The organism is Paraburkholderia sp. SARCC-3016, from assembly GCF_031119615.1.
GTDB lineage: Bacteria > Pseudomonadota > Gammaproteobacteria > Burkholderiales > Burkholderiaceae > Paraburkholderia.
The window spans coordinates 27,833-46,785 of the sequence record NZ_JAVHZD010000021.1; the positions used below are offsets into that span (position 1 = coordinate 27,833).

The 18,953-nt window shown below is 63.9% G+C and carries 18 protein-coding genes; 14 read left to right on the top strand and 4 right to left on the bottom strand.

The window, feature by feature from the left end; genetic code table 11:
• The first annotated feature begins 40 nt into the window (after positions 1-40).
• The 14 genes from QYH69_RS21040 to nagZ all read left to right on the top strand — a co-directional run bounded on the left by QYH69_RS21040 (position 41) and on the right by nagZ (position 14,393).
• The gene (locus tag QYH69_RS21040; RefSeq protein ID WP_308833730.1) at positions 41-451 is read left to right on the top strand and encodes a protein YgfX; all 411 of its coding nucleotides are present in this window, start codon (positions 41-43) and stop codon (positions 449-451) included.
• 92 nt (positions 452-543) lie between these two features.
• The gene (gene rpoE / locus QYH69_RS21045; protein ID WP_075157742.1) at positions 544-1,143 is read left to right on the top strand and encodes an RNA polymerase sigma factor RpoE; all 600 of its coding nucleotides are present in this window, start codon (positions 544-546) and stop codon (positions 1,141-1,143) included.
• A gap of 131 nt (positions 1,144-1,274) precedes the next feature.
• The gene (locus tag QYH69_RS21050) at positions 1,275-1,940 is read left to right on the top strand and encodes a sigma-E factor negative regulatory protein (RefSeq protein WP_308833731.1); all 666 of its coding nucleotides are present in this window, start codon (positions 1,275-1,277) and stop codon (positions 1,938-1,940) included.
• 22 nt (positions 1,941-1,962) lie between these two features.
• Positions 1,963-3,009, top strand: coding sequence for a MucB/RseB C-terminal domain-containing protein (locus tag QYH69_RS21055; protein WP_308833733.1), 1,047 nt, complete (start codon positions 1,963-1,965; stop codon positions 3,007-3,009).
• A gap of 19 nt (positions 3,010-3,028) precedes the next feature.
• Positions 3,029-4,552, top strand: coding sequence for a DegQ family serine endoprotease (locus QYH69_RS21060; RefSeq protein ID WP_308833734.1), 1,524 nt, complete (start codon positions 3,029-3,031; stop codon positions 4,550-4,552).
• 163 nt (positions 4,553-4,715) lie between these two features.
• Complete coding sequence (locus QYH69_RS21065; RefSeq protein WP_308833813.1) at positions 4,716-4,970, top strand: glutaredoxin family protein; 255 nt, start codon at positions 4,716-4,718, stop codon at positions 4,968-4,970.
• A gap of 225 nt (positions 4,971-5,195) precedes the next feature.
• On the top strand, positions 5,196-6,989 hold the full coding sequence (lepA, locus tag QYH69_RS21070) for a translation elongation factor 4 (RefSeq protein ID WP_308833735.1): 1,794 nt from the start codon (positions 5,196-5,198) through the stop codon (positions 6,987-6,989).
• 22 nt (positions 6,990-7,011) lie between these two features.
• Positions 7,012-7,908 (top strand): signal peptidase I, encoded by an 897-nt coding sequence (lepB, locus tag QYH69_RS21075; protein ID WP_308833736.1) that lies wholly within the window; start codon positions 7,012-7,014, stop codon positions 7,906-7,908.
• Positions 7,909-8,364: 456 nt separating this feature from the next.
• Entirely contained in the window at positions 8,365-9,999 is a 1,635-nt protein-coding gene (gene rnc, locus QYH69_RS21080) for a ribonuclease III (RefSeq protein WP_374992465.1), read from the top strand.
• A 184-nt stretch (positions 10,000-10,183) separates the two neighbouring features.
• Positions 10,184-11,047 (top strand): GTPase Era, encoded by an 864-nt coding sequence (era, locus tag QYH69_RS21085; protein ID WP_308833737.1) that lies wholly within the window; start codon positions 10,184-10,186, stop codon positions 11,045-11,047.
• Positions 11,034-12,053: a DNA repair protein RecO gene (gene recO / locus QYH69_RS21090; RefSeq protein WP_308833738.1), complete on the top strand. Its 1,020-nt coding sequence runs from the start codon at positions 11,034-11,036 to the stop codon at positions 12,051-12,053. The genes era and recO overlap by 14 nt, the downstream gene beginning before the upstream one ends.
• A complete protein-coding gene (pdxJ, locus tag QYH69_RS21095; protein WP_308833739.1) occupies positions 12,050-12,814 on the top strand; it encodes a pyridoxine 5'-phosphate synthase in 765 nt (254 codons plus the stop codon). Before recO ends, pdxJ begins: the two co-directional genes overlap by 4 nt.
• Positions 12,815-12,833: 19 nt before the next feature.
• Positions 12,834-13,256 carry a holo-ACP synthase gene (acpS, locus tag QYH69_RS21100; protein WP_308833740.1) on the top strand — a complete coding sequence of 141 codons (423 nt, stop codon included), beginning with the start codon at positions 12,834-12,836 and terminating at the stop codon, positions 13,254-13,256.
• Between the two features lie 132 nt (positions 13,257-13,388).
• Entirely contained in the window at positions 13,389-14,393 is a 1,005-nt protein-coding gene (nagZ, locus tag QYH69_RS21105; RefSeq protein ID WP_374992466.1) for a beta-N-acetylhexosaminidase, read from the top strand.
• A gap of 151 nt (positions 14,394-14,544) precedes the next feature.
• Here the strand turns inward: nagZ and QYH69_RS21110 are convergent, their stop codons facing one another.
• The 4 genes from QYH69_RS21110 to earP all read right to left on the bottom strand — a co-directional run bounded on the left by QYH69_RS21110 (position 14,545) and on the right by earP (position 18,877).
• Positions 14,545-15,927, bottom strand: a complete 1,383-nt coding sequence (locus QYH69_RS21110; protein WP_308833742.1) for a sigma-54 dependent transcriptional regulator — start codon at positions 15,925-15,927, stop codon at positions 14,545-14,547.
• A gap of 432 nt (positions 15,928-16,359) precedes the next feature.
• Positions 16,360-16,566 carry a CsbD family protein gene (locus QYH69_RS21115; RefSeq protein WP_075157732.1) on the bottom strand — a complete coding sequence of 69 codons (207 nt, stop codon included), beginning with the start codon at positions 16,564-16,566 and terminating at the stop codon, positions 16,360-16,362.
• 266 nt (positions 16,567-16,832) lie between these two features.
• On the bottom strand, positions 16,833-17,390 hold the full coding sequence (gene efp / locus QYH69_RS21120) for an elongation factor P (protein ID WP_075157731.1): 558 nt from the start codon (positions 17,388-17,390) through the stop codon (positions 16,833-16,835).
• Between the two features lie 206 nt (positions 17,391-17,596).
• Entirely contained in the window at positions 17,597-18,877 is a 1,281-nt protein-coding gene (earP, locus tag QYH69_RS21125) for an elongation factor P maturation arginine rhamnosyltransferase EarP (RefSeq protein WP_308833743.1), read from the bottom strand.
• Between the last annotated feature and the right edge of the window lie 76 nt (positions 18,878-18,953).

The following is an 18,953-nucleotide window of genomic DNA, read 5'->3' on the forward strand; positions in this document are numbered from 1 at the left end:
ACCATCGCAGGAATCCCACGGCGGATCGTCGCAGCGCATCGTGCTGCGGCGATCCGCCTTGCTGCATGGTTCGACCGCGGCCTTCATCGCGATTGCGGCCGCAGCGGTTTTCACGACGCTGATGCCGCGCGCCGGATGGCCGCATGCCGCAGTCGCGGCACTCGCGATGCTCGCCATGCTGTGCCTCGCATGGGTGCATGATGTGCGCCGCCGCCCCGCGTCGCTTAAAATCGGGCCGGATGGTTTGAGAGCGTGGAACCGCGCCGGGAAGCCGATCGCAGAGGGGCGTGTCGCGGGCTTCGGGCAATGGAGCGGCTGGCTGCTGTCCGTTGCGGTGGTAAGCGACAATGGCCGTTCCCGCACGTTGCTGGTCACCGCCGACATGCTTTGCTCCGACCATTTTCGTGAACTGTCGGTACAGGCCAGGCGCGCCGCGCACGGGGCAATGTAACGACTGTTACCGCCGTTACTGCTGTAACGTGACGGGATGAAGGGGACGCTACAATGGTGCCCCCGCGGGCCCCTTGCTAACGGATTTATCAGGTGAGCGAAAAAGAAATTGATCAGGTGCTGGTCGAGCGCGTGCAGAACGGCGACAAGGCCGCGTTCGAGCTTCTGGTCACGAAATACCACCGCAAGATCATCCGGCTGATCTCACGCCTCGTGCGGGATCCGGCCGAGGTCGAGGACGTGGCCCAGGATGCGTTCATCAAGGCGTACCGGGCGCTTCCGCAATTCCGCGGCGAGTCGGCTTTCTATACGTGGTTGTACCGGATTGCCGTGAATACGGCGAAGAACTACCTTGCGACGCAGGGCCGGCGGGCGCCCACGTCCACCGAAGCGGACGCTGAAGAAGCTGAAACTTTCTCGGATGCCGACCAACTAAGGGATATCAACACGCCCGAGTCGATGTTGATGAGCAAGCAGATCGCAGAGACGGTCAATGCTGCGATGGCGGTTTTACCGGAAGAGCTGCGCACCGCCATTACTCTTCGTGAAATTGAGGGATTGAGCTACGAGGAAATCGCCGAAATGATGGGTTGCCCGATCGGCACCGTCAGATCGAGAATTTTCCGTGCTCGCGAAGCCATTGCGGCAAAATTGCGTCCGCTGCTGGACACACCCGAGGGTAAGCGCTGGTAGTTCGCGCTGGTATTTCGCGCTGGTAATTCGCTAGTAGTTGGCCGGTGTTCGGCTATCAGTCGCGTCGGGGCAGCGGTCCAATATCTGGGTCAGGTGGTGTCACTACGGGGTCTGTAAGGATGGGGAGCATCATGGGGTCGGTTTCGTTGCATGTGCAAGCGAACTCGCAGGCCAGTCTGCAAACGGGCTCGCGCGGCGAGCGTCTGTCTGCATTGATCGACGGTGAATGGCAAGGAGAAGACTCCGATGCGTTCATCGCCGCGTTCGATCATGAGGATCGCGCGGCGTGGTCGAACTATCACCTGATCGGCGACGCATTGCGTTCCGACGATCTCGCACTGGGCGCAAGCGCCAGTCGCGCGTTCATGAGCGGCTTTGCGGCGCGCTTCGAAAACGAAGCGCATATTGTCGCGCCCGCGGCATCGCGCGCGAGCGGCGCCGCGCAGCCCAAGCGGTTCGGTCTGCGTCTCGTGCCCGCGTTCGCGGTGGCAGCGGCGGCGGCCACGCTGACATGGATCGTCGTGCCGCAACTGCAGGGCGTGAATACGGGTCTGCAGAATGCATCGCAGATCGCCTCGCTATCGTCGGGTGACCGGTCGGGCGATCGCGTAGAGCGCGTGGCGATGGCGTCGATGCCGGCCGCGACCGCGCAGCCGGCGGTGCAGGATGCGAACATCATCCGCGACGCGAGTCTCGATCAATATCTCGAGGCCCATCAGCAATTCGCGCAGCAGCCGTCGATGGGCGGCGCGATGCCGCTGATCCGTGCGGCCGTCACGACGACGCAAGGCCGGTAGGGTCCACAGGATCGATAGCTCGATGCAGACTTTGCGGTTCAATAAAACGAAAACCTGGGGACGGCTGCCGACACTTGTGTTCTGTGCAGCCGCGTTGCTTTCAGCGTTATCCGCCTCGCCTCGCGCATTCGCGCAGGACGATTCGTCGGCCCGCCATCAGGCGGCCGAACTGCTGAATCGGATTCATGAGGCTGCGCAGCAGCAGAATTACGAAGGCGCCTTCGTCTACCAGCGCGGCGCGTTCGTGCAGACTTCGCGCATTTCGCACTATGCGACGCGCAACGACGGCGAATACGAGCAGCTCGAGAGTCTCGACGGCAAGCCGCGCAGAATGCTGCGCCATAACGACGAGCTCTACACGTTCATACCCGAACGGCATCTGTGCGTTGTCGAGCAGCGGCAGAACAAGGATTCATTCCCCGCCCTGCTGTCGGCGAGCAGCGACGACGTGCTGTCGGTCTATGAGCCGAAAATTCTCGGACGCGATCGTGTCGCGGGCCTCGAGGCCGACGTGATCGAGCTCGACCCGAAGGACCAGTATCGTTTCGCGTACAAGCTGTGGGCCGATAAGAAAACCGGCTTGCTGCTGCGCGCACAGACGCTCGATCCAAACGGCGACGTGCTCGAGCAACTGTCGTTTTCGCAAATTCGCATCGGCGTGCCCGTCGACAAAACACCGATCGCCGCGGGCATTCGCAATACAGCCGGATGGACGGTCGTGCACCCGCCGCTCGAGCCGGTCAATATGGAAGCGCAGGGTTGGCAGATCGCGCCGAACGTGCCGGGCTTCAGGAAGATCCGGGAGTTGCGGCGCCCGATGGCCGCGCACGATCCGGGCAATCCGCCGATTCCCGTCGATCAAATGGTGTTTTCGGATGGCCTCGCGGCTATTTCGATCTTCGTCGAGCCCGTCGAAAAGAATACCCGGAAGGAAGGCGCGGGCAGCACGGGGGCGACCCATGTGCTCGTCAAGCGCCGCGGGGACTTCTGGATAACCCTGCTTGGCGAAGTGCCCCAGGTCACGTTGCAGCAGTTCGCGTCTGCCATAGAATACAAGGCTCCCAGGTAATCCATCGGTTTACGACGACATGACGAATCTCTCGGTGCGCAAATTCCTCGCGGCCGCGTTGCTAGCGGCTTGCCTGCCGTTTCTGCCGCATACGGCGGCGGCGGCTCCCGCGGCAAGCCTTCCCGATTTCACCGACCTCGTCGACAAGGTCGGCCCCGCGGTCGTCAATATCCGGACGACCGCGCACGTGCCGACCAGCAACCGCGGCTTGCCGCCGGGGCTCGATGACGGCGATATGTCTGAATTTTTCCGCCGCTTCTTCGGCATTCCGATGCCGCAGTCGCCACAGTCCCCCCATGGCGGCGGCGGGGGCGGCAGCGACAATCAGGGCAGTCAAGGCGGGCAGGGCGGTGGAGACTCGCAGCAGGACAACAGCGATTCCGAAACGAACAGCGGCGTCGGCTCCGGCTTCATCCTGTCGTCTGACGGTTACGTGATGACCAATGCGCACGTCATCGACGATGCCGACACGATCTACGTCACGCTGACCGACAAGCGCGAATTCAAGGCGAAACTGATCGGCGTCGACGAGCGCACCGACGTCGCGGTCGTGAAAATCAACGCGACGAATCTGCCGACCGTCACGATCGGCGACTCGAACAAGGTCCGCGTCGGCGAATGGGTGGTTGCGATCGGTTCGCCGTTCGGCCTCGAGAATACGGTGACGGCCGGCATCGTCAGCGCGAAGGGCCGCGATACGGGCGACTACCTGCCGTTTATCCAGACCGACGTCGCGGTGAATCCCGGCAACTCGGGCGGCCCGCTCATCAATATGCAAGGCGAGGTGATCGGCATCAACTCGCAGATCTACAGCCGCACGGGCGGCTTTATGGGCATCTCGTTCGCGATTCCGATCGACGAAGCGATGCGCGTCGCCGATCAGCTGAAGACGTCGGGCAAGGTCGTGCGCGGCCGGATCGCAGTCGCGATCGGGGAAGTCACGAAGGACGTCGCCGATTCGCTCGGCCTGCCGAAGGCGCAAGGCGCGCTCGTGAGCAGCGTCGAACCGGGCGGTCCGGCCGACAAGGCAGGCGTGCAGCCGGGCGACATCATCCTGAAGTTCAACGGGCACCCGGTCGATACCGCAACCGATCTGCCGCGCATGGTCGGCGACACGAAGCCGGGCACGAAGACGTCCATCACGATCTGGCGCAAGGGCCAGACGCGCGACCTGTCGGTTACGGTCGCCGAGATGCAGCCCGAGAAGACCACCCGCGCCGACCAGCGCAAGCCGCCTGCGCCGAAACAGCAGCCGTCGAACGCGCTGGGCATCGCCGTCAGCGACATCCCCGCTGATCAGCTCAAGACGCTGAAGCTGCGCAACGGTGTGCAGGTCGATGCGGTCGACGGGCCGGCCGCGCGCGTCGGGCTCGAGAAGGGCGACATCATCCTGCGGATTGGCGACACCGACGTGACGAGCGCGAAGCAGTTCAACGAGCTCACCTCGCATCTCGATCCGCAGAAGATGGTCGCGCTGCTCGTGCGTCGCGGCGACAACACGCAGTTCGTGCCGATCCGTCCGCGCGCGTCGTCGCCGAAGTGATGTGCTCAGCGATCGCTCAGTGACCCGCTCAGTTACCCGCTCAGTGACCCGCTCAGTGACGCGTTCAGGCACCCGCTCGTTGGTCCGCGACGCGACCCCGGAAGCGGCCGCTCAGGCGACGCACGCAACCACTGAAGCGAACCCGGCGGCGTCGCGTGCGCCGCTGGTATTCACGCTTTACGGGCGCGCATGGTGTCATCTTTGCGACGACATGCGCGCGGCGCTCGAACCGCTTCTCGTCGAATCCGGCGCGCGTGTCGACGTCGTCGATATCGACGACGATCCCGCGCTCGAAGCACGCTACAACGAAGCCGTGCCGGTATTGATATGCGATGGTGTCGAGTTGTGCCGCTATCATCTGGACGCCGCGCGCGTGCGTGCGGTGCTGGCCGCGCGACTCGATGCGCCGGCTAGCTGATGCATCGCTCACGCATTTTTTCCCGGTTGCCGGCGCAAACCGCATGCGCAATTTCGCTGCGAATCGTAGCGAATCCTCGATGCGTGACGCGCTGCCGCCGTGCTCCTTCTCTGCAAAACCGCCTGTGATACCCCTTTTCGGCTAAAATAGACAGGTTTTTCAGTCAGTTTACAAGGCGTGCTTCGCGACCCACCGAGCGCGCCTTTTTTGCTTGTTCGGCCTTGAATGGATCATATTCGTAACTTCTCGATCATCGCGCACATCGACCATGGCAAGTCGACGCTTGCCGATCGCATTATCCAGATTTGCGGCGGCCTGTCGGACCGCGAAATGGAATCGCAGGTGCTCGACTCGATGGATCTCGAGCGCGAACGGGGCATCACCATCAAGGCGCAGACCGCGGCGCTCTCGTATAAGGCGCGCGACGGCAAGGTCTACAACCTGAACATGATCGACACGCCGGGCCACGTCGACTTCTCGTACGAGGTCAGCCGCTCGCTGTCCGCATGCGAAGGCGCGCTGCTCGTCGTCGATGCGAGCCAGGGCGTCGAAGCCCAGACGGTAGCTAACTGCTACACCGCGATCGAACTCGGCGTCGAAGTCGTGCCGGTGCTCAACAAGATCGATCTGCCGGCGGCGAATCCCGAAAGCGCGATTGCCGAAATCGAAGACGTGATCGGTATCGACGCGACGGATGCCGCGCATTGCAGCGCGAAGACCGGGCAGGGCGTCGAAGACGTGCTCGAAGCGCTGATCGCGAAAGTGCCTGCGCCGAAGGGCAATGCGGACGCGCCGCTGCAGGCGCTCATCATCGATTCGTGGTTCGATAACTACGTGGGCGTCGTGATGCTCGTGCGCATCGTCAACGGCACGCTGCGCACGAAAGACCGCATCCGCATGATGGCGACGGGCGCCGAGTATCCGGTCGAGCACGTCGGCGTTTTCACGCCGAAGTCGCGCAATCTCGACACGCTTTCCGCGGGGCAGGTCGGTTTTATCATCGCGGGCATCAAGGAACTGACGGCGGCACGCGTCGGCGATACGGTCACCACCGTCAAGAACCCCGCGCCCGAGCCGCTGCCCGGTTTCAAGGAAGTGAAGCCGCAGGTGTTCGCCGGTCTCTATCCGGTCGAAGCGAACCAGTACGACGCGTTGCGCGAATCGCTCGAAAAGCTGAAGCTCAACGACGCGTCGCTGCAATACGAGCCGGAAGTTTCGCAGGCACTCGGTTTCGGGTTCCGTTGCGGCTTCCTTGGCCTCCTGCATATGGAAATCGTGCAGGAGCGGCTCGAACGCGAGTTCGACATGGACCTGATCACCACTGCGCCGACGGTGGTGTACGAGGTTCTGCAGCGCGACGGCACGATCGCGATGGTCGAAAATCCCGCGAAGATGCCGGATCCGTCGAAGATCGAGGAAGTGCGCGAGCCGATCGTCACGGTGAACCTGTACATGCCGCAGGACTATGTCGGGTCGGTCATCACGCTGTGTACGCAGAAGCGCGGCAGTCAGATCAACATGCAGTACCACGGCCGGCAGGTGCAACTGACCTATGAAATTCCGATGGCCGAAATCGTGCTCGACTTCTTCGACCGGCTGAAGTCGGTGTCGCGCGGCTACGCGTCGATGGACTACGAGTTCAAGGAGTATCGCGCGTCCGATGTCGTGAAGGTCGACATGCTGATCAACGGCGACAAGGTCGATGCGTTGTCGGTTATCGTGCACCGCGCCCAGAGCCAGTATCGCGGCCGCGAAGTCGCCGCGAAGATGCGCGAAATCATCCCGCGCCAGATGTACGACGTCGCGATCCAGGCGGCGATCGGCGCGCACATCATTGCGCGCGAGAACATCAAGGCGCTGCGCAAGAACGTGCTCGCGAAGTGTTACGGCGGCGACATCACGCGTAAGAAGAAACTGCTCGAGAAACAGAAGGAAGGCAAGAAACGGATGAAGCAGGTCGGCTCGGTCGAGATTCCGCAGGAGGCGTTCCTCGCGATCCTGCGAGTCGAAGACAAATAAGACGAACAACGGGAACCCCTCGATGAATTTTGCATTGATTCTTTTTGTGCTCGTCGTTTTGACGGGTATCGCATGGGTTGCAGACAAGCTCTTTTTCGTGCCGCGGCGGCGGCGGGCGGCGGATGCGGCCGTCGCCGAGTTCGACCGTCAGCAGGAGCGCGTCGGCGAACGCTTCGCCGATGAAAACCCCGCGCAAACGCGCGCAAAACTACGTGACGAGAAGTTGCGCCAGCCGTGGTGGCTCGAATACACGGCGAGCTTTTTCCCGGTCATTCTGGTGGTGTTCGTCGTGCGCTCGTTTGTTGTCGAGCCGTTCAAGATTCCATCGGGCTCGATGGTGCCGACGCTGCTGGTCGGCGACTTTATCCTCGTGAATAAGTTCGATTACGGGCTGCGCCTGCCGATCGTGAACACGAAGATCACGTCGGGCCATCCACTGCAGCGCGGCGACGTGGTCGTGTTCCGCTACCCGAAAGACGAATCGGTCGACTACATCAAGCGCGTGATCGGCTTGCCCGGCGACGTGGTCGCGTATCAGGACAAGCAGCTGACGATCAACGGCAAGCCGGTCCCGGAAACGCCGCTGCCCGATTACTTCGATGAAGAGCGCGTTGGCTATGCGAAGCAGTTCGAAGAAGATCTCGACGGCCGCAAGAACCGCATTCTGAATAATCCGGCGGTGCCGCCGTTCATCGTCGGCGCGGAAGACTACCCGTTTCGCAGCAACTGCGACTACAACGATCGCGGCGTGATCTGCAAAGTGCCGCCGGGTCACTACTTCATGATGGGCGACAACCGCGACAACAGCGCGGACAGCCGCTACTGGGGCTTCGTGCCGGACGCGAATATCGTGGGCCGCGCGTTCTTCATCTGGATGAACTTCAGCAACCTCAAGCGGATCGGCTCGTTCGAGCAGTGAACCGCTTCTTCCTCGCGGATCGAAGCGGACGGTGCGCAGTGAGCGCGAGAGGCGCCCGCTTCGACGCCTGCTTCGGTTCGCGTTTCTGTTCATGCTTCGGTTTGCGCTCGGTTTGCGAGTACAAGCGGCGTTTGCTGGCCGTGAAATCGCGGCTTGAACGTCACGCATGAGGACAGTTGCGTCGCAATTCGATTGCCGGTACTGAAGCACCGCATCGAATCGGTCCGCACATCACGGCCTCGACCACGGCCTCAACCACGGCCAGGATCAAGCCCGGATGCCGCTCCGAAGCAAACCCGACTCGAAGCACGAATCGCAGCGCCGAATCGCGCAGCGCGATCTGCGCAACGTGTTATCACGCTACTTTAAGAACCTGTTGTAACTTCGCTTCACCACGCCTGTTCGCGTGCCGGCCCGCGTTTTCGCCGGGGCTGGCGCGCGCGTTATACTCTGCCCATGCCTTTATCTCCGTTGGAAAGCCGGCTGCGCTACGAATTTCGCAATGCGGAATTGTTACGCCAGGCTCTCACTCATCGCAGTCATAGCGCCACGCATAACGAACGGCTCGAGTTTCTCGGCGACTCCGTTCTCAATTGCGCGGTGGCGGCACTTTTGTTCCAGCGGTTTGGAAAGCTCGACGAAGGCGATTTGTCGCGGGTGCGGGCCAATCTCGTTAAACAGCAATCGCTGTACGAAATCGCTCAGGCCCTTAATATTTCCGAGGGACTTCGCCTCGGCGAGGGCGAGCTGCGCAGCGGCGGCTTCCGGCGGCCGTCTATTCTCGCGGACGCGCTCGAGGCGATTCTGGGCGCCATTTTCCTCGACGGCGGCTTCGAGGCTGCGCAGACGGTCATCAAGCGGTTGTACGTGCCGATTCTCGACCATATCGATCCGCGCACGCTGGGCAAGGATGCGAAGACGTTGCTGCAGGAATACCTGCAGGGTCACAAGATTGCGTTGCCCACTTATACGGTCGTCGCTACCCATGGTGCGGCGCACAATCAGCAGTTCGAAGTGGAATGCGCGGTGCCGAAGCTCGACGTCAAGGTGTCCGGCTCCGGCGCGAGCCGGCGCGCGGCCGAGCAGGCCGCCGCGAAAAAGGCGCTCGATGAGGTGATGGCGGCGGCGCCGGCTGTCGTGGCGAAGCCGAAGCGGTCGAAAAACGGGCGCGCTGCGAAAAACGCCGAAGCGGAAATCGTCCCGGGCGTGACCGGCGTGCAGACAGCGCTCGATCTGCGTGCGCCGGACCTGCGCAAGGCCGAGCGCGCGGCGCGTGGCGAAGCGAAGGCAGCGGCTGAAGCGCTCGCCGAACGCGCGGCGCCCGTGGCTGCGGCGAGTCAGGCGGCACCGCTCGCGGTGATTCGCGCCGCGCATGTCGAATACAGCCAGGCTCAGGGCAGCGTCGGCGGCACGGGCGGCGGCACCGATAAAGCGGAAAAAACGGACAAGGCGGAAAAGCTCGAGAGAACGGGCGACAAGGGCGCGGAGCGGTCTGACGACAAGCTCGCGCGCGGCGAAAAAGCCGACCGCGCCGACCGGCAGACCGAGCGGACCGATGCGGCGACGCGTCCGCCGGACACGCCCGGCGACCCGATCGAAGCTTCGAGTCGTCAGGGCGAGAAGGTGGTGGACAAGCCGGAAGCCGCTGCGCGCACCGCCGACAGGGCGACCGAGAAGCCCTCGGACAAAGCCGCGGACACGCCTGCCGACAAAGCTGCGGACAAAGCGACCGACAAACCCGCAGACAAAACAGATAAATCAGACAAACCCGTCGAAAAAGCCGCTGACAAGATTGAACGTCCCGCAGACCGGGCTGGAGACAAATCCGCCGACAAGCCCGAACCCGCTACCCGCGCAGCGAGCGTGAACGGGAGCGCAAGCGGGAACACGAGCGGACACACAAGCGGAAACGCAACCCCGAATCCGACGGACCGGGATAACCCGGCTGACAGGTTCGAAGCCGCCGTACGCAGCACCGAAAAGATAACGGCCCGCAGCCGTGACGCCGCCGGCGCGGCAACGGCCGAAGCGGACCTCGAACCCGGCGTCGCGAGCGCGCTGCATACGCGCGTCGCCGACGCGGGCCATTGATCCACCACGATTGCTCCCGACTGATTCACGCGTTTGACCTGACCGAACATCGTCGTCTTGCCGCCCGCTTCTGCTTTCACCGCGACCGCTTTGCGCGAGCGCGATGCAATGCACGGCGGCCGGGTCAGTCGCAGCGTAGCCCCCGAATATGAACACGCTCATTACACCAGGATTTCGTTGCGGCATGGTTGCCATCGTCGGCCGCCCCAACGTCGGCAAGTCGACGCTGATGAACGCGCTCGTCGGCCAGAAAGTCAGCATCACGTCGCGCAAGGCGCAGACCACGCGCCACCGCATCACGGGCATCCGCACGCTCGACGACGCGCAGTACATCTTCGTCGATACGCCCGGCTTCCAGACGCGCCACAGCGGCGCGCTGAACCGCTCGCTGAACCGCGCGGTCACGTCGACGCTGACGTCCGTCGACGCGGTGCTCTTCGTGATCGAAGCGGGCCGCTTCGGACCCGACGACCAGCAGGTGCTCGACCTGATTCCGCGGTCGGCGCCGACGCTGCTGATCGCGAACAAGCTCGATCGCGTGAACGACAAGGACACGCTGTTCCCGTTCATGCAGAAGATGGCGGCCTTGCGCGAGTTCAGGGAGATCGTGCCGCTATCGGCGAAGAATCCCGACGACATCAAGCGGCTTTTCGAGACCGTGAAGCCGTATCTGCCGGAAGGCGAGCCGATCTACGGCGAAGACGATCTGACCGATCGCAGCGAGCGCTTCCTCGCGGCCGAGATTCTGCGCGAGAAAGTGTTCCGCTGGACCGGCGACGAATTGCCGTACACGAGCACGGTGATCATCGACAAGTTCGAGGCCGAAGGCCGCCTGCGGCGCATCTTCGCCACGATTCTCGTCGAGCGCGATTCGCACAAGGCGATGATCATCGGCCAGAAGGGCGCGAAGCTGAAGCAGATCAGCACCGAGGCGCGACTCGATATGGAAAAGCTGTTCGACGGTCCCGTGTACCTCGAGACCTTTATCAAGGTGAGGAGCGGGTGGGCGGACAACGAAGCCGGACTGCGCGCGTATGGGTACGAATGACGCATGGATGACGCTGCCGCCGGAACCGGAGTCTGATCCGCCGGAGGAGCGTACCGCTCGCGGTCGCGCGAAGCGCACGACATCTTCGATTTCTTCGGCATCCAGCAAGTCGAAGAAGTCCGACGCGACGCGCACGGCCGGCGACGACTTCGCCGACGAAGCGCTGCTCGAAGCCCGCGATCAGGCGACCCGCAACGCAAGCGCAAGCCAGCAGCCCGGCGACGAACCCACGCGCGCCGCGTCGCGCGCAGCCAGGCCCGCCCGCCGCGCGTCATCACGCGCGCCTGCCTCCGAATACCGCATCTCCGAACAGCCGGCCTTCGTTCTGCACAGCTATCCGTATCGCGAAACCAGCCTGATTCTCGATGTGCTGTCGCGCGACCACGGCCGCCTCGCCTTGATTGCGAAAGGCGCCAAGCGCCCGCATTCCGCGCTGCGCGGGGTGCTGCAGACCTTCCAGCCGCTCTCGCTCGCATGGACCGGCAAGTCCGAAATGCGCACACTGACGGGCGCCGAGTGGGTCGGCGGCATGCTGCCGCTGGCCGGCGACGCGCTGTTGTGCGGTTTCTACGTGAACGAACTGCTCGTCAAGTTCTGTGCGCGCGAAGATCCGCATCCGCAGCTGTTTCACCACTATGTGGTGACACTCACGCGCCTCGCGCACGACGAACCGCCGGTGCAGGTGCTGCGTTCGTTCGAGCGCGTGCTGCTGCGCGAGACCGGATACGCGATGTCGCTCGATCGAACCGCCGCGCGCCTGGCGGTCGTGCCGGGCGGCCGCTACGTGTTCGATCCGGAACGCGGCGTGCGTGACGCTTCCGACGATCTGCCCGCGCAATGGCCCGTCGTATCGGGTCAGACCTTGCTCGATATGGAGCAGGACGATTACCATCGTGCGCAGACGGTTGCGCAAAGCAAGACGCTGATGCGCTTCCTGCTCAACACTTACCTTGGCGGCACGCCGCTCGCGACGCGCCAGATCCTGATCGACCTGCAGAATCTATGAGCTTCTTTCTCACGTCGCCGAACGTGATCGACCTGGGCGTCAACATCGACCACGTTGCCACGCTGCGCAATGTGCGCGGTACTTCCTACCCCGATCCGATCCGCGCGGCGCTGGCGGCCGAAGAGGCGGGCGCCGACGCGATCACGCTACATCTGCGCGAGGACCGCCGGCATATCGTCGACGCCGACGTGCGCGCATTGCGTGCGCAACTGAAAACGCGGATGAACCTCGAATGCGCGGTCACGCAGGAGATGCTCGATATCGCGTGCGACGTGCGGCCGCACGATGTCTGCCTCGTGCCGGAAAAACGCGCCGAACTGACTACCGAAGGCGGTCTCGACGTCGCCGGCCGCTTCGATGCGGTGCGCGATGCGTGCAGGCAGCTGGCCGACGCCGGCTCGCGCGTCTCGCTCTTCATCGACGCCGACGACGCGCAGATTCGCGCCGCTCACGAAGCCGGCGCGCCCGTCATCGAACTGCATACCGGCGCTTATGCCGAAGCGCACGACGAAGCCGCGCAACGGCGCGAATACGAGCGCGTCGTGCAAGGCGTCGAACTGGGCCGCTCGCTCGGGCTCAAGGTCAACGCGGGGCACGGCCTGCACTACACGAACGTGCAGCCGATCGCGGCGATCGAAGGGATCGTCGAACTGAACATCGGCCACGCGATCGTTGCGCACGCAATCTTCGCCGGCTGGGATAACGCGGTGCGCGAGATGAAGGCGATCATGGTCGCCGCGCGTCTTGCGGCACAGGCCTGAGCGAAAAGCGGGCGGCTCCATGGCGATCTATGGCATCGGTACCGACGTCGTGCAGGTGAGCCGCGTGGCGGCGGTGATGGAGCGCACGGGTGGCCGGTTTGCGGAAAAAGTGCTCGGCCCCGACGAGCTGCGCGTCTATCACGCGCGCAACGCGCGGTCCGCGGTGCGCGGCCTCGCGTTTCTCGCCACGCGCTTCTCGGTGAAGGAAGCGTTCTCGAAGGCGATCGGGCTCGGCATGCATTGGCCGATGACATGGCGCGCGCTGCAAACGCTCAACGAAGAGGGCGGCAGGCCGTATGTCGTGGCCTCGGGCGAACTCGCCGACTGGCTCGCCGAGCGCGGCATTACCGCACGCGTGACGCTGTCCGACGAACGCGACTATGCGGTGTCGTTCGTGATCGCGGAGACCGGCGCCGAGACCGGTGCGCAGACGGGTGCGTAGTCCGGCGTTCGTCGCGGCGCGCAGTCCGGCGAGCGCGCGGCCGTTGCATCGTTTGTCCGCTTCTTCTGCTTCTTCTGTTTGTTCTGTTCCTTCCGTTTCCTCCCAATGAAGAAAATCTCTGCTGGACCGGTCATGCTCGACGTTGTCGGCAAGACGCTCAACGCGGCCGACAGGCGCCGTCTCGCGCATCCGATGACCGGTGGCGTGATCCTGTTTGCGCGGCACTTCGAAAGCCGCGCGCAGCTCGTCGCGCTGACCGATGCGATCCGCGACGTACGCGACGACCTGTTGATCGCCGTCGATCACGAGGGCGGCCGCGTGCAGCGCTTTCGCGCCGACGGCTTCACGGTGCTGCCGTCGATGGGCAAGCTCGGCGCGCTGTGGGACGACGACGTGCTGCACGCGACGAAGGTCGCGACCGCGGTCGGCTATATCCTCGCGGCCGAACTGCGCGCGTGCGGCATCGATATGAGCTTCACGCCGGTGCTCGACCTGAACTACGGGCAATCGCAGGTCATCGGCGACCGCGCGTTTCATCGCGACCCGCGCGTCGTGACGATGCTCGCGAAGAGCCTCAACCACGGGCTCGCGCTTGCCGGCATGGCGAACTGCGGCAAGCATTTCCCGGGGCATGGCTTTGCGCAGGCGGATTCGCACGTCGCGGTACCCGTCGACGAACGCAAGCTGGACGAGATCCTGGCCGAAGACGTCGCGCCCTACGACTGGCTCGGCATGTCGCTCGCGTCGGTGATTCCCGCGCATGTGATCTATCCGCTCGTCGATTCGAAGCCGGCGGGTTTTTCGCGCGTCTGGCTGCAGGACATCCTGCGTGGTGCGCTCGGCTTCACGGGCGCGATCTTCAGCGACGATCTGTCGATGGAGGCCGCGCGCCAGGGCGGCACGCTGACCGAGGCCGCGAGCGCCGCGCTCGAAGCGGGCTGCGACATGGTGCTGATCTGCAATCAGCCGGAAGAAGCCGGAAAGGTGCTCGACGCGCTGCGCGTCAAACAATCGAAGGCATCGCGCCGGCGTATCAGGCGCATGCGGCCGCGCGGCAAGGCGTCGACGTGGGACAGGCTCGTCGACGAGCCGGAGTATCAGCGTGCGCAGGCGCTGTTACGGGACGCGTTTGCGTGAACACTGCGTTAAAGATTGCATGAAACACCGCACGGAGCCCCGCTGAGCGGCCAAGCGGGGCCGAACAAAAAGAAAGGCGCAAGCTCGACCGCTTGCGCCTTTCTTCGTTCTTGCCCACTGCGTTTGCAACCCCCGTCAGCCCCGACCCCGGTCAGTTCAACCGCATCCGCTGCAGCTTGTTGTACAGCGTCTTCGGACTGATCCCGAGCAGCGATGCTGCGCGATGGCGCGTGCCGCCGACCGCGTCGAGCGTCGCGCGAATCAGCATTTCTTCGACATCGGCGAGCGGCGTGCCGACCGTCACCTGCACGCGGCCGCCGTTCAGATCGCGCCCGCCGATGCCGTGCGTTTCGTCGGCGCGCAGCGTTTCGATCACATCGCCCGATGCCTGATACGCGCGCCGCACGCGCTCCTGCAACTCGCGCACATTGCCCGGCCATTCATACGCGAGACACTCGCGCAGGAAATTGGGCGAAATAAGCTTCGTCGCATCGGCGACGCCACGTGCATTTGCTTCGCGATTCAACTCGTCGACGACCGCCTCGGCAAAAAGCGCGGGGTCGTCGCCGCGCTCGCGCAGCGGCGGCAGCGACAGCGCCGCCGCTTCGAGACGCAGGCCGAGGTCTTCGTGCAGCGAGCCGTCCGACACCGCGGCGCGCGGATTCTTGCGCGTCGACGCGATCAGGCGGAAATCGGTCACGACCTGGTTCGTGCCGCCGACGCGCATAAAGGTCTGCGAGTCGAGCGCGCGCAGCAGCGCTTCCTGCTGCGGACGCGGCAGCAGCGCGATTTCGTCGATAAACAGCGTGCCGCCGCTCGCCTGTTCGAACAGGCCCGGCTCGCGCTGTTCGGCACCGCTGAACGCGCCGCGCTCGTGGCCGAACAGCAGGCTGTCGAGCGGCCGTCCGCCGCCGACGGCTGCCGCCGCGCGGCAGTCGAACACGATAAACGGTCCCTTGCGACGCCGGCTCATTTCGTGCAGCGTGCGCGCAGCGACTTCCTTGCCGGTGCCCGCTTCGCCGGAAATCAGCACCGCGGCCTCGGTCGGCGCGACGTGCTCGATCGTGTCATAGATATGCTGGATTGCGCCGCTGCGGCCGATCATCGGGCCGAAGCGACCCATATGGCGCAGTTTCGCGCGCAGCGTCCGCACTTCCTCGGTCAGCTCGTACGGCCGCGGGATGCGCGCCAGCAGGCTGCGCAGGCGCGGAATATTAACGGGCTTCAGCAGGTAGTCCCAGATGCCGTGCCGCAATCCCTCGATCGCGCTCTCGACCGTCGCGTTGCCGGTCATCACGATAACAGGCAACGCGCCGCCTGGCGGCTGCGCGGGCAGGTGCTGCAGCAGATCAAGGCCGCTGCCGTCGGGCAGATTCAGGTCCACGAGCACGACGTCCGGGATAAAGCGCGTCAACGCGGCACGGGCTTCTGCGAGCGTGATAGCGGTGTCGACCGAAAAGCCATCGGCGGCCAGGATCGCCGAGAGGCCGGACAGGCTATTGGGATCGTCTTCGACAATCAGGGCATGTGGCATAACGAGCGCAATTTTTTCAAAGGGACGGAAACCCGTTGCGCCGGTTATCCGGACGCATGCGGGGCACGGTATCGGGCTGGTGCTGTCAGTCGAATTTCGGACGCGGCGTCTCGACGCTTATCTGTTCTGGTCCTGTTGCCTCCGGTAACGCTCATGAACCCTGTCTGTGGGGCTCGTTTGTCTCGCTGCGCCGGCGGTCCGTCTACAGGTTCCACCCGAGCGCTATATGCTGGTCGTCCGTGGGTGCCGGACGTGGTGCTGGCCTGGCCGCGCAGCGGGGGGCGGCGTCCGGACATGAACCGGCATGCGTTCCGGTCGGGCGCGCGACTCGCTGCTTATTTTCGGGCGGCCACGTGCGCCTACTGCTACGCGCACGGATTACTGCATGAACCGGCATCTGACTCGACTACGACTCGCCGACTGACTCGACGACTACAGCTCGCGATTGGCATCGAAGAAGCGGCGCACTTCGAGTTCCGCCTCGTCGCGGGTTTTGCCGTAACGCTCCTGGATCAGGCCGGCCAGCTTATCGGCGCGGCCCTCGGCCTTCGTCAGTTCGTCGTCGGTCAGTTCACCCCAGGCCGTCTTCGCCTTACCCATGATCTGCTTCCACTTGCCTTCAGCGATGTCATTGTTCATTGAGACCTCCCTTGTTCAATGAACCGCCCTGAAATCCGGGCGGTTGGCTCGTACCTAAGCAGAGGACGTGCCAGACCGACAATATGCTGCAGAATCAATGGTTCGACGTTGGGTCAGCCCGGTCAGCTGTGCAAATTTGCATAAATTTCCGGTAAAGATTTCCACCACCATACACGGTCGCGGAAAAAAGAAAAAGCGCCCAAAAAGGGCGCTTTCGCGAAAGAGAACGATGCGCAGCGTAGCTTCGAACGAAGCCTGCGCCTTACTTACGCGCGGCTGCGATACTCGTGCGTGCGGGTATCGATTTCGATCTTGTCGCCGATATTGCAGAAGAGCGGCACCTGCAGTTCGAAGCCGGTGTTCAGCTTGGCATTCTTCAGCACCTTGCCCGACGACGTGTCACCCTTGACCGCCGGCTCCGTGTAGACGATCTCGCGGACCAGCGTGGTCGGCAGTTCGACGGAAATCGCCTTGTCGTTGTAGAAAACGACTTCGCACGCCATGCCGTCCTGGAGGTAGTTCAGCGCGTCGCCCATCATTTCCGCTTCGACTTCGTACTGGTTGTAATCGGCGTCCATGAACACGTACATCGGGTCGGCGAAATACGAATAGGTGACTTCCTTGCGGTCGAGCACGACGACGTCGAATTTGTCGTCGGCCTTGTAGACCGTTTCCATGCCCGCGCCCGTCAGCAGGTTCTTGAACTTCATCTTGACGACGGCGGCATTGCGGCCCGACTTGTTGTATTCGGCCTTCTGCACGACCATTGCGTCGTTGCCGATCATCACGACGTTGCCGGTGCGGAGTTCTTGAGCAATCTTCATAAAACTGTCCTGTACGAAATATTGTGCTTCACGTTGCTTGCCCAGCGGCATGCCGTGGTTCGGTCAGCCTCGGTTTGGCCTGCCTTTGGTTAATGCGCTGGTTCAATATGCGGGTTACTACAGTTCGATACGGATTCAAGCCGGGCTTTATCAAGGCAAAAACCGGCAAAAACAGGTAAAGCCGGCGGGGGCCGTTGGCTAACCGTTTATTTTAACTGAGATTTTGCGTATTCCGCCAGATTTCCGGCGAGATCGCCGGCGCGCGCGAGTTCGCGCGCCCATTGTTCGGCGCGTGCCGTCAGCGCCGGCAGGTGACGCGCGAAATCGGCCCACAGCGTACCCCAGTCGGCCGCGCCGACGCCGTTCCACGCGTGCCAGAAGCGCGTCAACGCATCGCGCGCGGCGGCCGGCAGCGCATGGATCTGCTCGTCGGGGGCGCAGCGCGGCGCCGAGCCTACATAGTGCGCGAGTGCGGCGTCGAGCTTGGGCAGATGCGCGTCGTCGGCTTGGGGATAGATATGCCAGACGAAAGGGCGCGCGGCCCATTGGGCACGCACGAATGAGTCTTCGCCGCGCACGAAATTCAAATCGCTTGCCCACAACAGACGGTCATAGCCGGGCTGCTCGGTGAACGCGAGCGCATGCGCGGTGAGGCTGCCACGCGTCGCGTGGGTGCCCGCCGCGAACGACGGCAAACCGAAGAAGCGCGCAAGCGCGCCCGAAATGCGGCCTTCGGGCACGAGCAGCACGACCGGCGCGCGCGCGTCGCGCCATTGTTCGAGCAGCGCGTCGACGGCCGGATTTTCATAGGCGAAAAGCGAGATCACGGTCGCGCCGGCGGCAGGCGGCGGGGTGCCGGCCGTCTCGCGCCACCATTGAGCGCGCGTCGTTTCGGACGCTTCGAATGCGGCGCGTTGCGCGTCCAGATCGCGTTCCTTGAGCACGCCGCCGGTGCCGGGCGCGAGGCCCGGAAAGAAAAACGTCTTCACGAGCGGGTAACGCGGATGCGGCGACGGCCGCAGATGGAAATCGGCGACCCAATCCTCGGCGCTCAGATACTCGAGGTTGATCCACACCGGTGCGCTCGCGCGGCGCGCCATCGCCGCGACATAGACCGGCGGCAGTTCGCACGCGAACGCCTCGATCACGACATCGGCCACTTCGAGCGTATCGCCCGCATGCGCGGGCTCGTGCCAGTGCTCGACGACGATGCCCTGCACCGTCTGGCGCGCACGGTCCGTCTCGACGGCCGGGCACAGCGCGTGGAACGCGCGCAGATCGTCCACGAACACGCGTACCTGCCAGCCGTGTTCGGCCGCAAGCTGGCGCGCGAGGCGCCAGCAGACGCCAATATCGCCGAAGTTGTCGATGACCGCGCAAAAGATATCGCAGGCGACCGTCGCGTTTCGCGCGCCGGCGGGCGCCGCTTGTGTGTCGCCGTGCGCGGACGATGGCGGCGGTTGTTGCGAGCGCGAACCATGCGGCATTCGCGAAGCGCGGCGCGCGGCGGGACGGCCAGCGGGATGCGAAGCCGGATGGGAAGCGGAAGCTGAAGCGGAAGCG

Coding starts and splice junctions, on each gene's coding strand:
- QYH69_RS21115 (WP_075157732.1), bottom strand. CDS start 16,566: ATGAACAATGACATCGCTGAAGGCAAGTGGAAGCAGATCATGGGTAAG.
- acpS (WP_308833740.1), top strand. CDS start 12,834: ATGGCGATCTATGGCATCGGTACCGACGTCGTGCAGGTGAGCCGCGTG.
- QYH69_RS21050 (WP_308833731.1), top strand. CDS start 1,275: ATGGGGTCGGTTTCGTTGCATGTGCAAGCGAACTCGCAGGCCAGTCTG.
- rnc (WP_374992465.1), top strand. CDS start 8,365: ATGCCTTTATCTCCGTTGGAAAGCCGGCTGCGCTACGAATTTCGCAAT.
- QYH69_RS21060 (WP_308833734.1), top strand. CDS start 3,029: ATGACGAATCTCTCGGTGCGCAAATTCCTCGCGGCCGCGTTGCTAGCG.
- efp (WP_075157731.1), bottom strand. CDS start 17,390: ATGAAGATTGCTCAAGAACTCCGCACCGGCAACGTCGTGATGATCGGC.
- lepA (WP_308833735.1), top strand. CDS start 5,196: ATGGATCATATTCGTAACTTCTCGATCATCGCGCACATCGACCATGGC.
- pdxJ (WP_308833739.1), top strand. CDS start 12,050: ATGAGCTTCTTTCTCACGTCGCCGAACGTGATCGACCTGGGCGTCAAC.
- QYH69_RS21110 (WP_308833742.1), bottom strand. CDS start 15,927: ATGCCACATGCCCTGATTGTCGAAGACGATCCCAATAGCCTGTCCGGC.
- earP (WP_308833743.1), bottom strand. CDS start 18,877: ATGCCGCATGGTTCGCGCTCGCAACAACCGCCGCCATCGTCCGCGCAC.
- era (WP_308833737.1), top strand. CDS start 10,184: ATGGTTGCCATCGTCGGCCGCCCCAACGTCGGCAAGTCGACGCTGATG.
- lepB (WP_308833736.1), top strand. CDS start 7,012: ATGAATTTTGCATTGATTCTTTTTGTGCTCGTCGTTTTGACGGGTATC.
- nagZ (WP_374992466.1), top strand. CDS start 13,389: ATGCTCGACGTTGTCGGCAAGACGCTCAACGCGGCCGACAGGCGCCGT.
- recO (WP_308833738.1), top strand. CDS start 11,034: ATGGGTACGAATGACGCATGGATGACGCTGCCGCCGGAACCGGAGTCT.
- QYH69_RS21055 (WP_308833733.1), top strand. CDS start 1,963: ATGCAGACTTTGCGGTTCAATAAAACGAAAACCTGGGGACGGCTGCCG.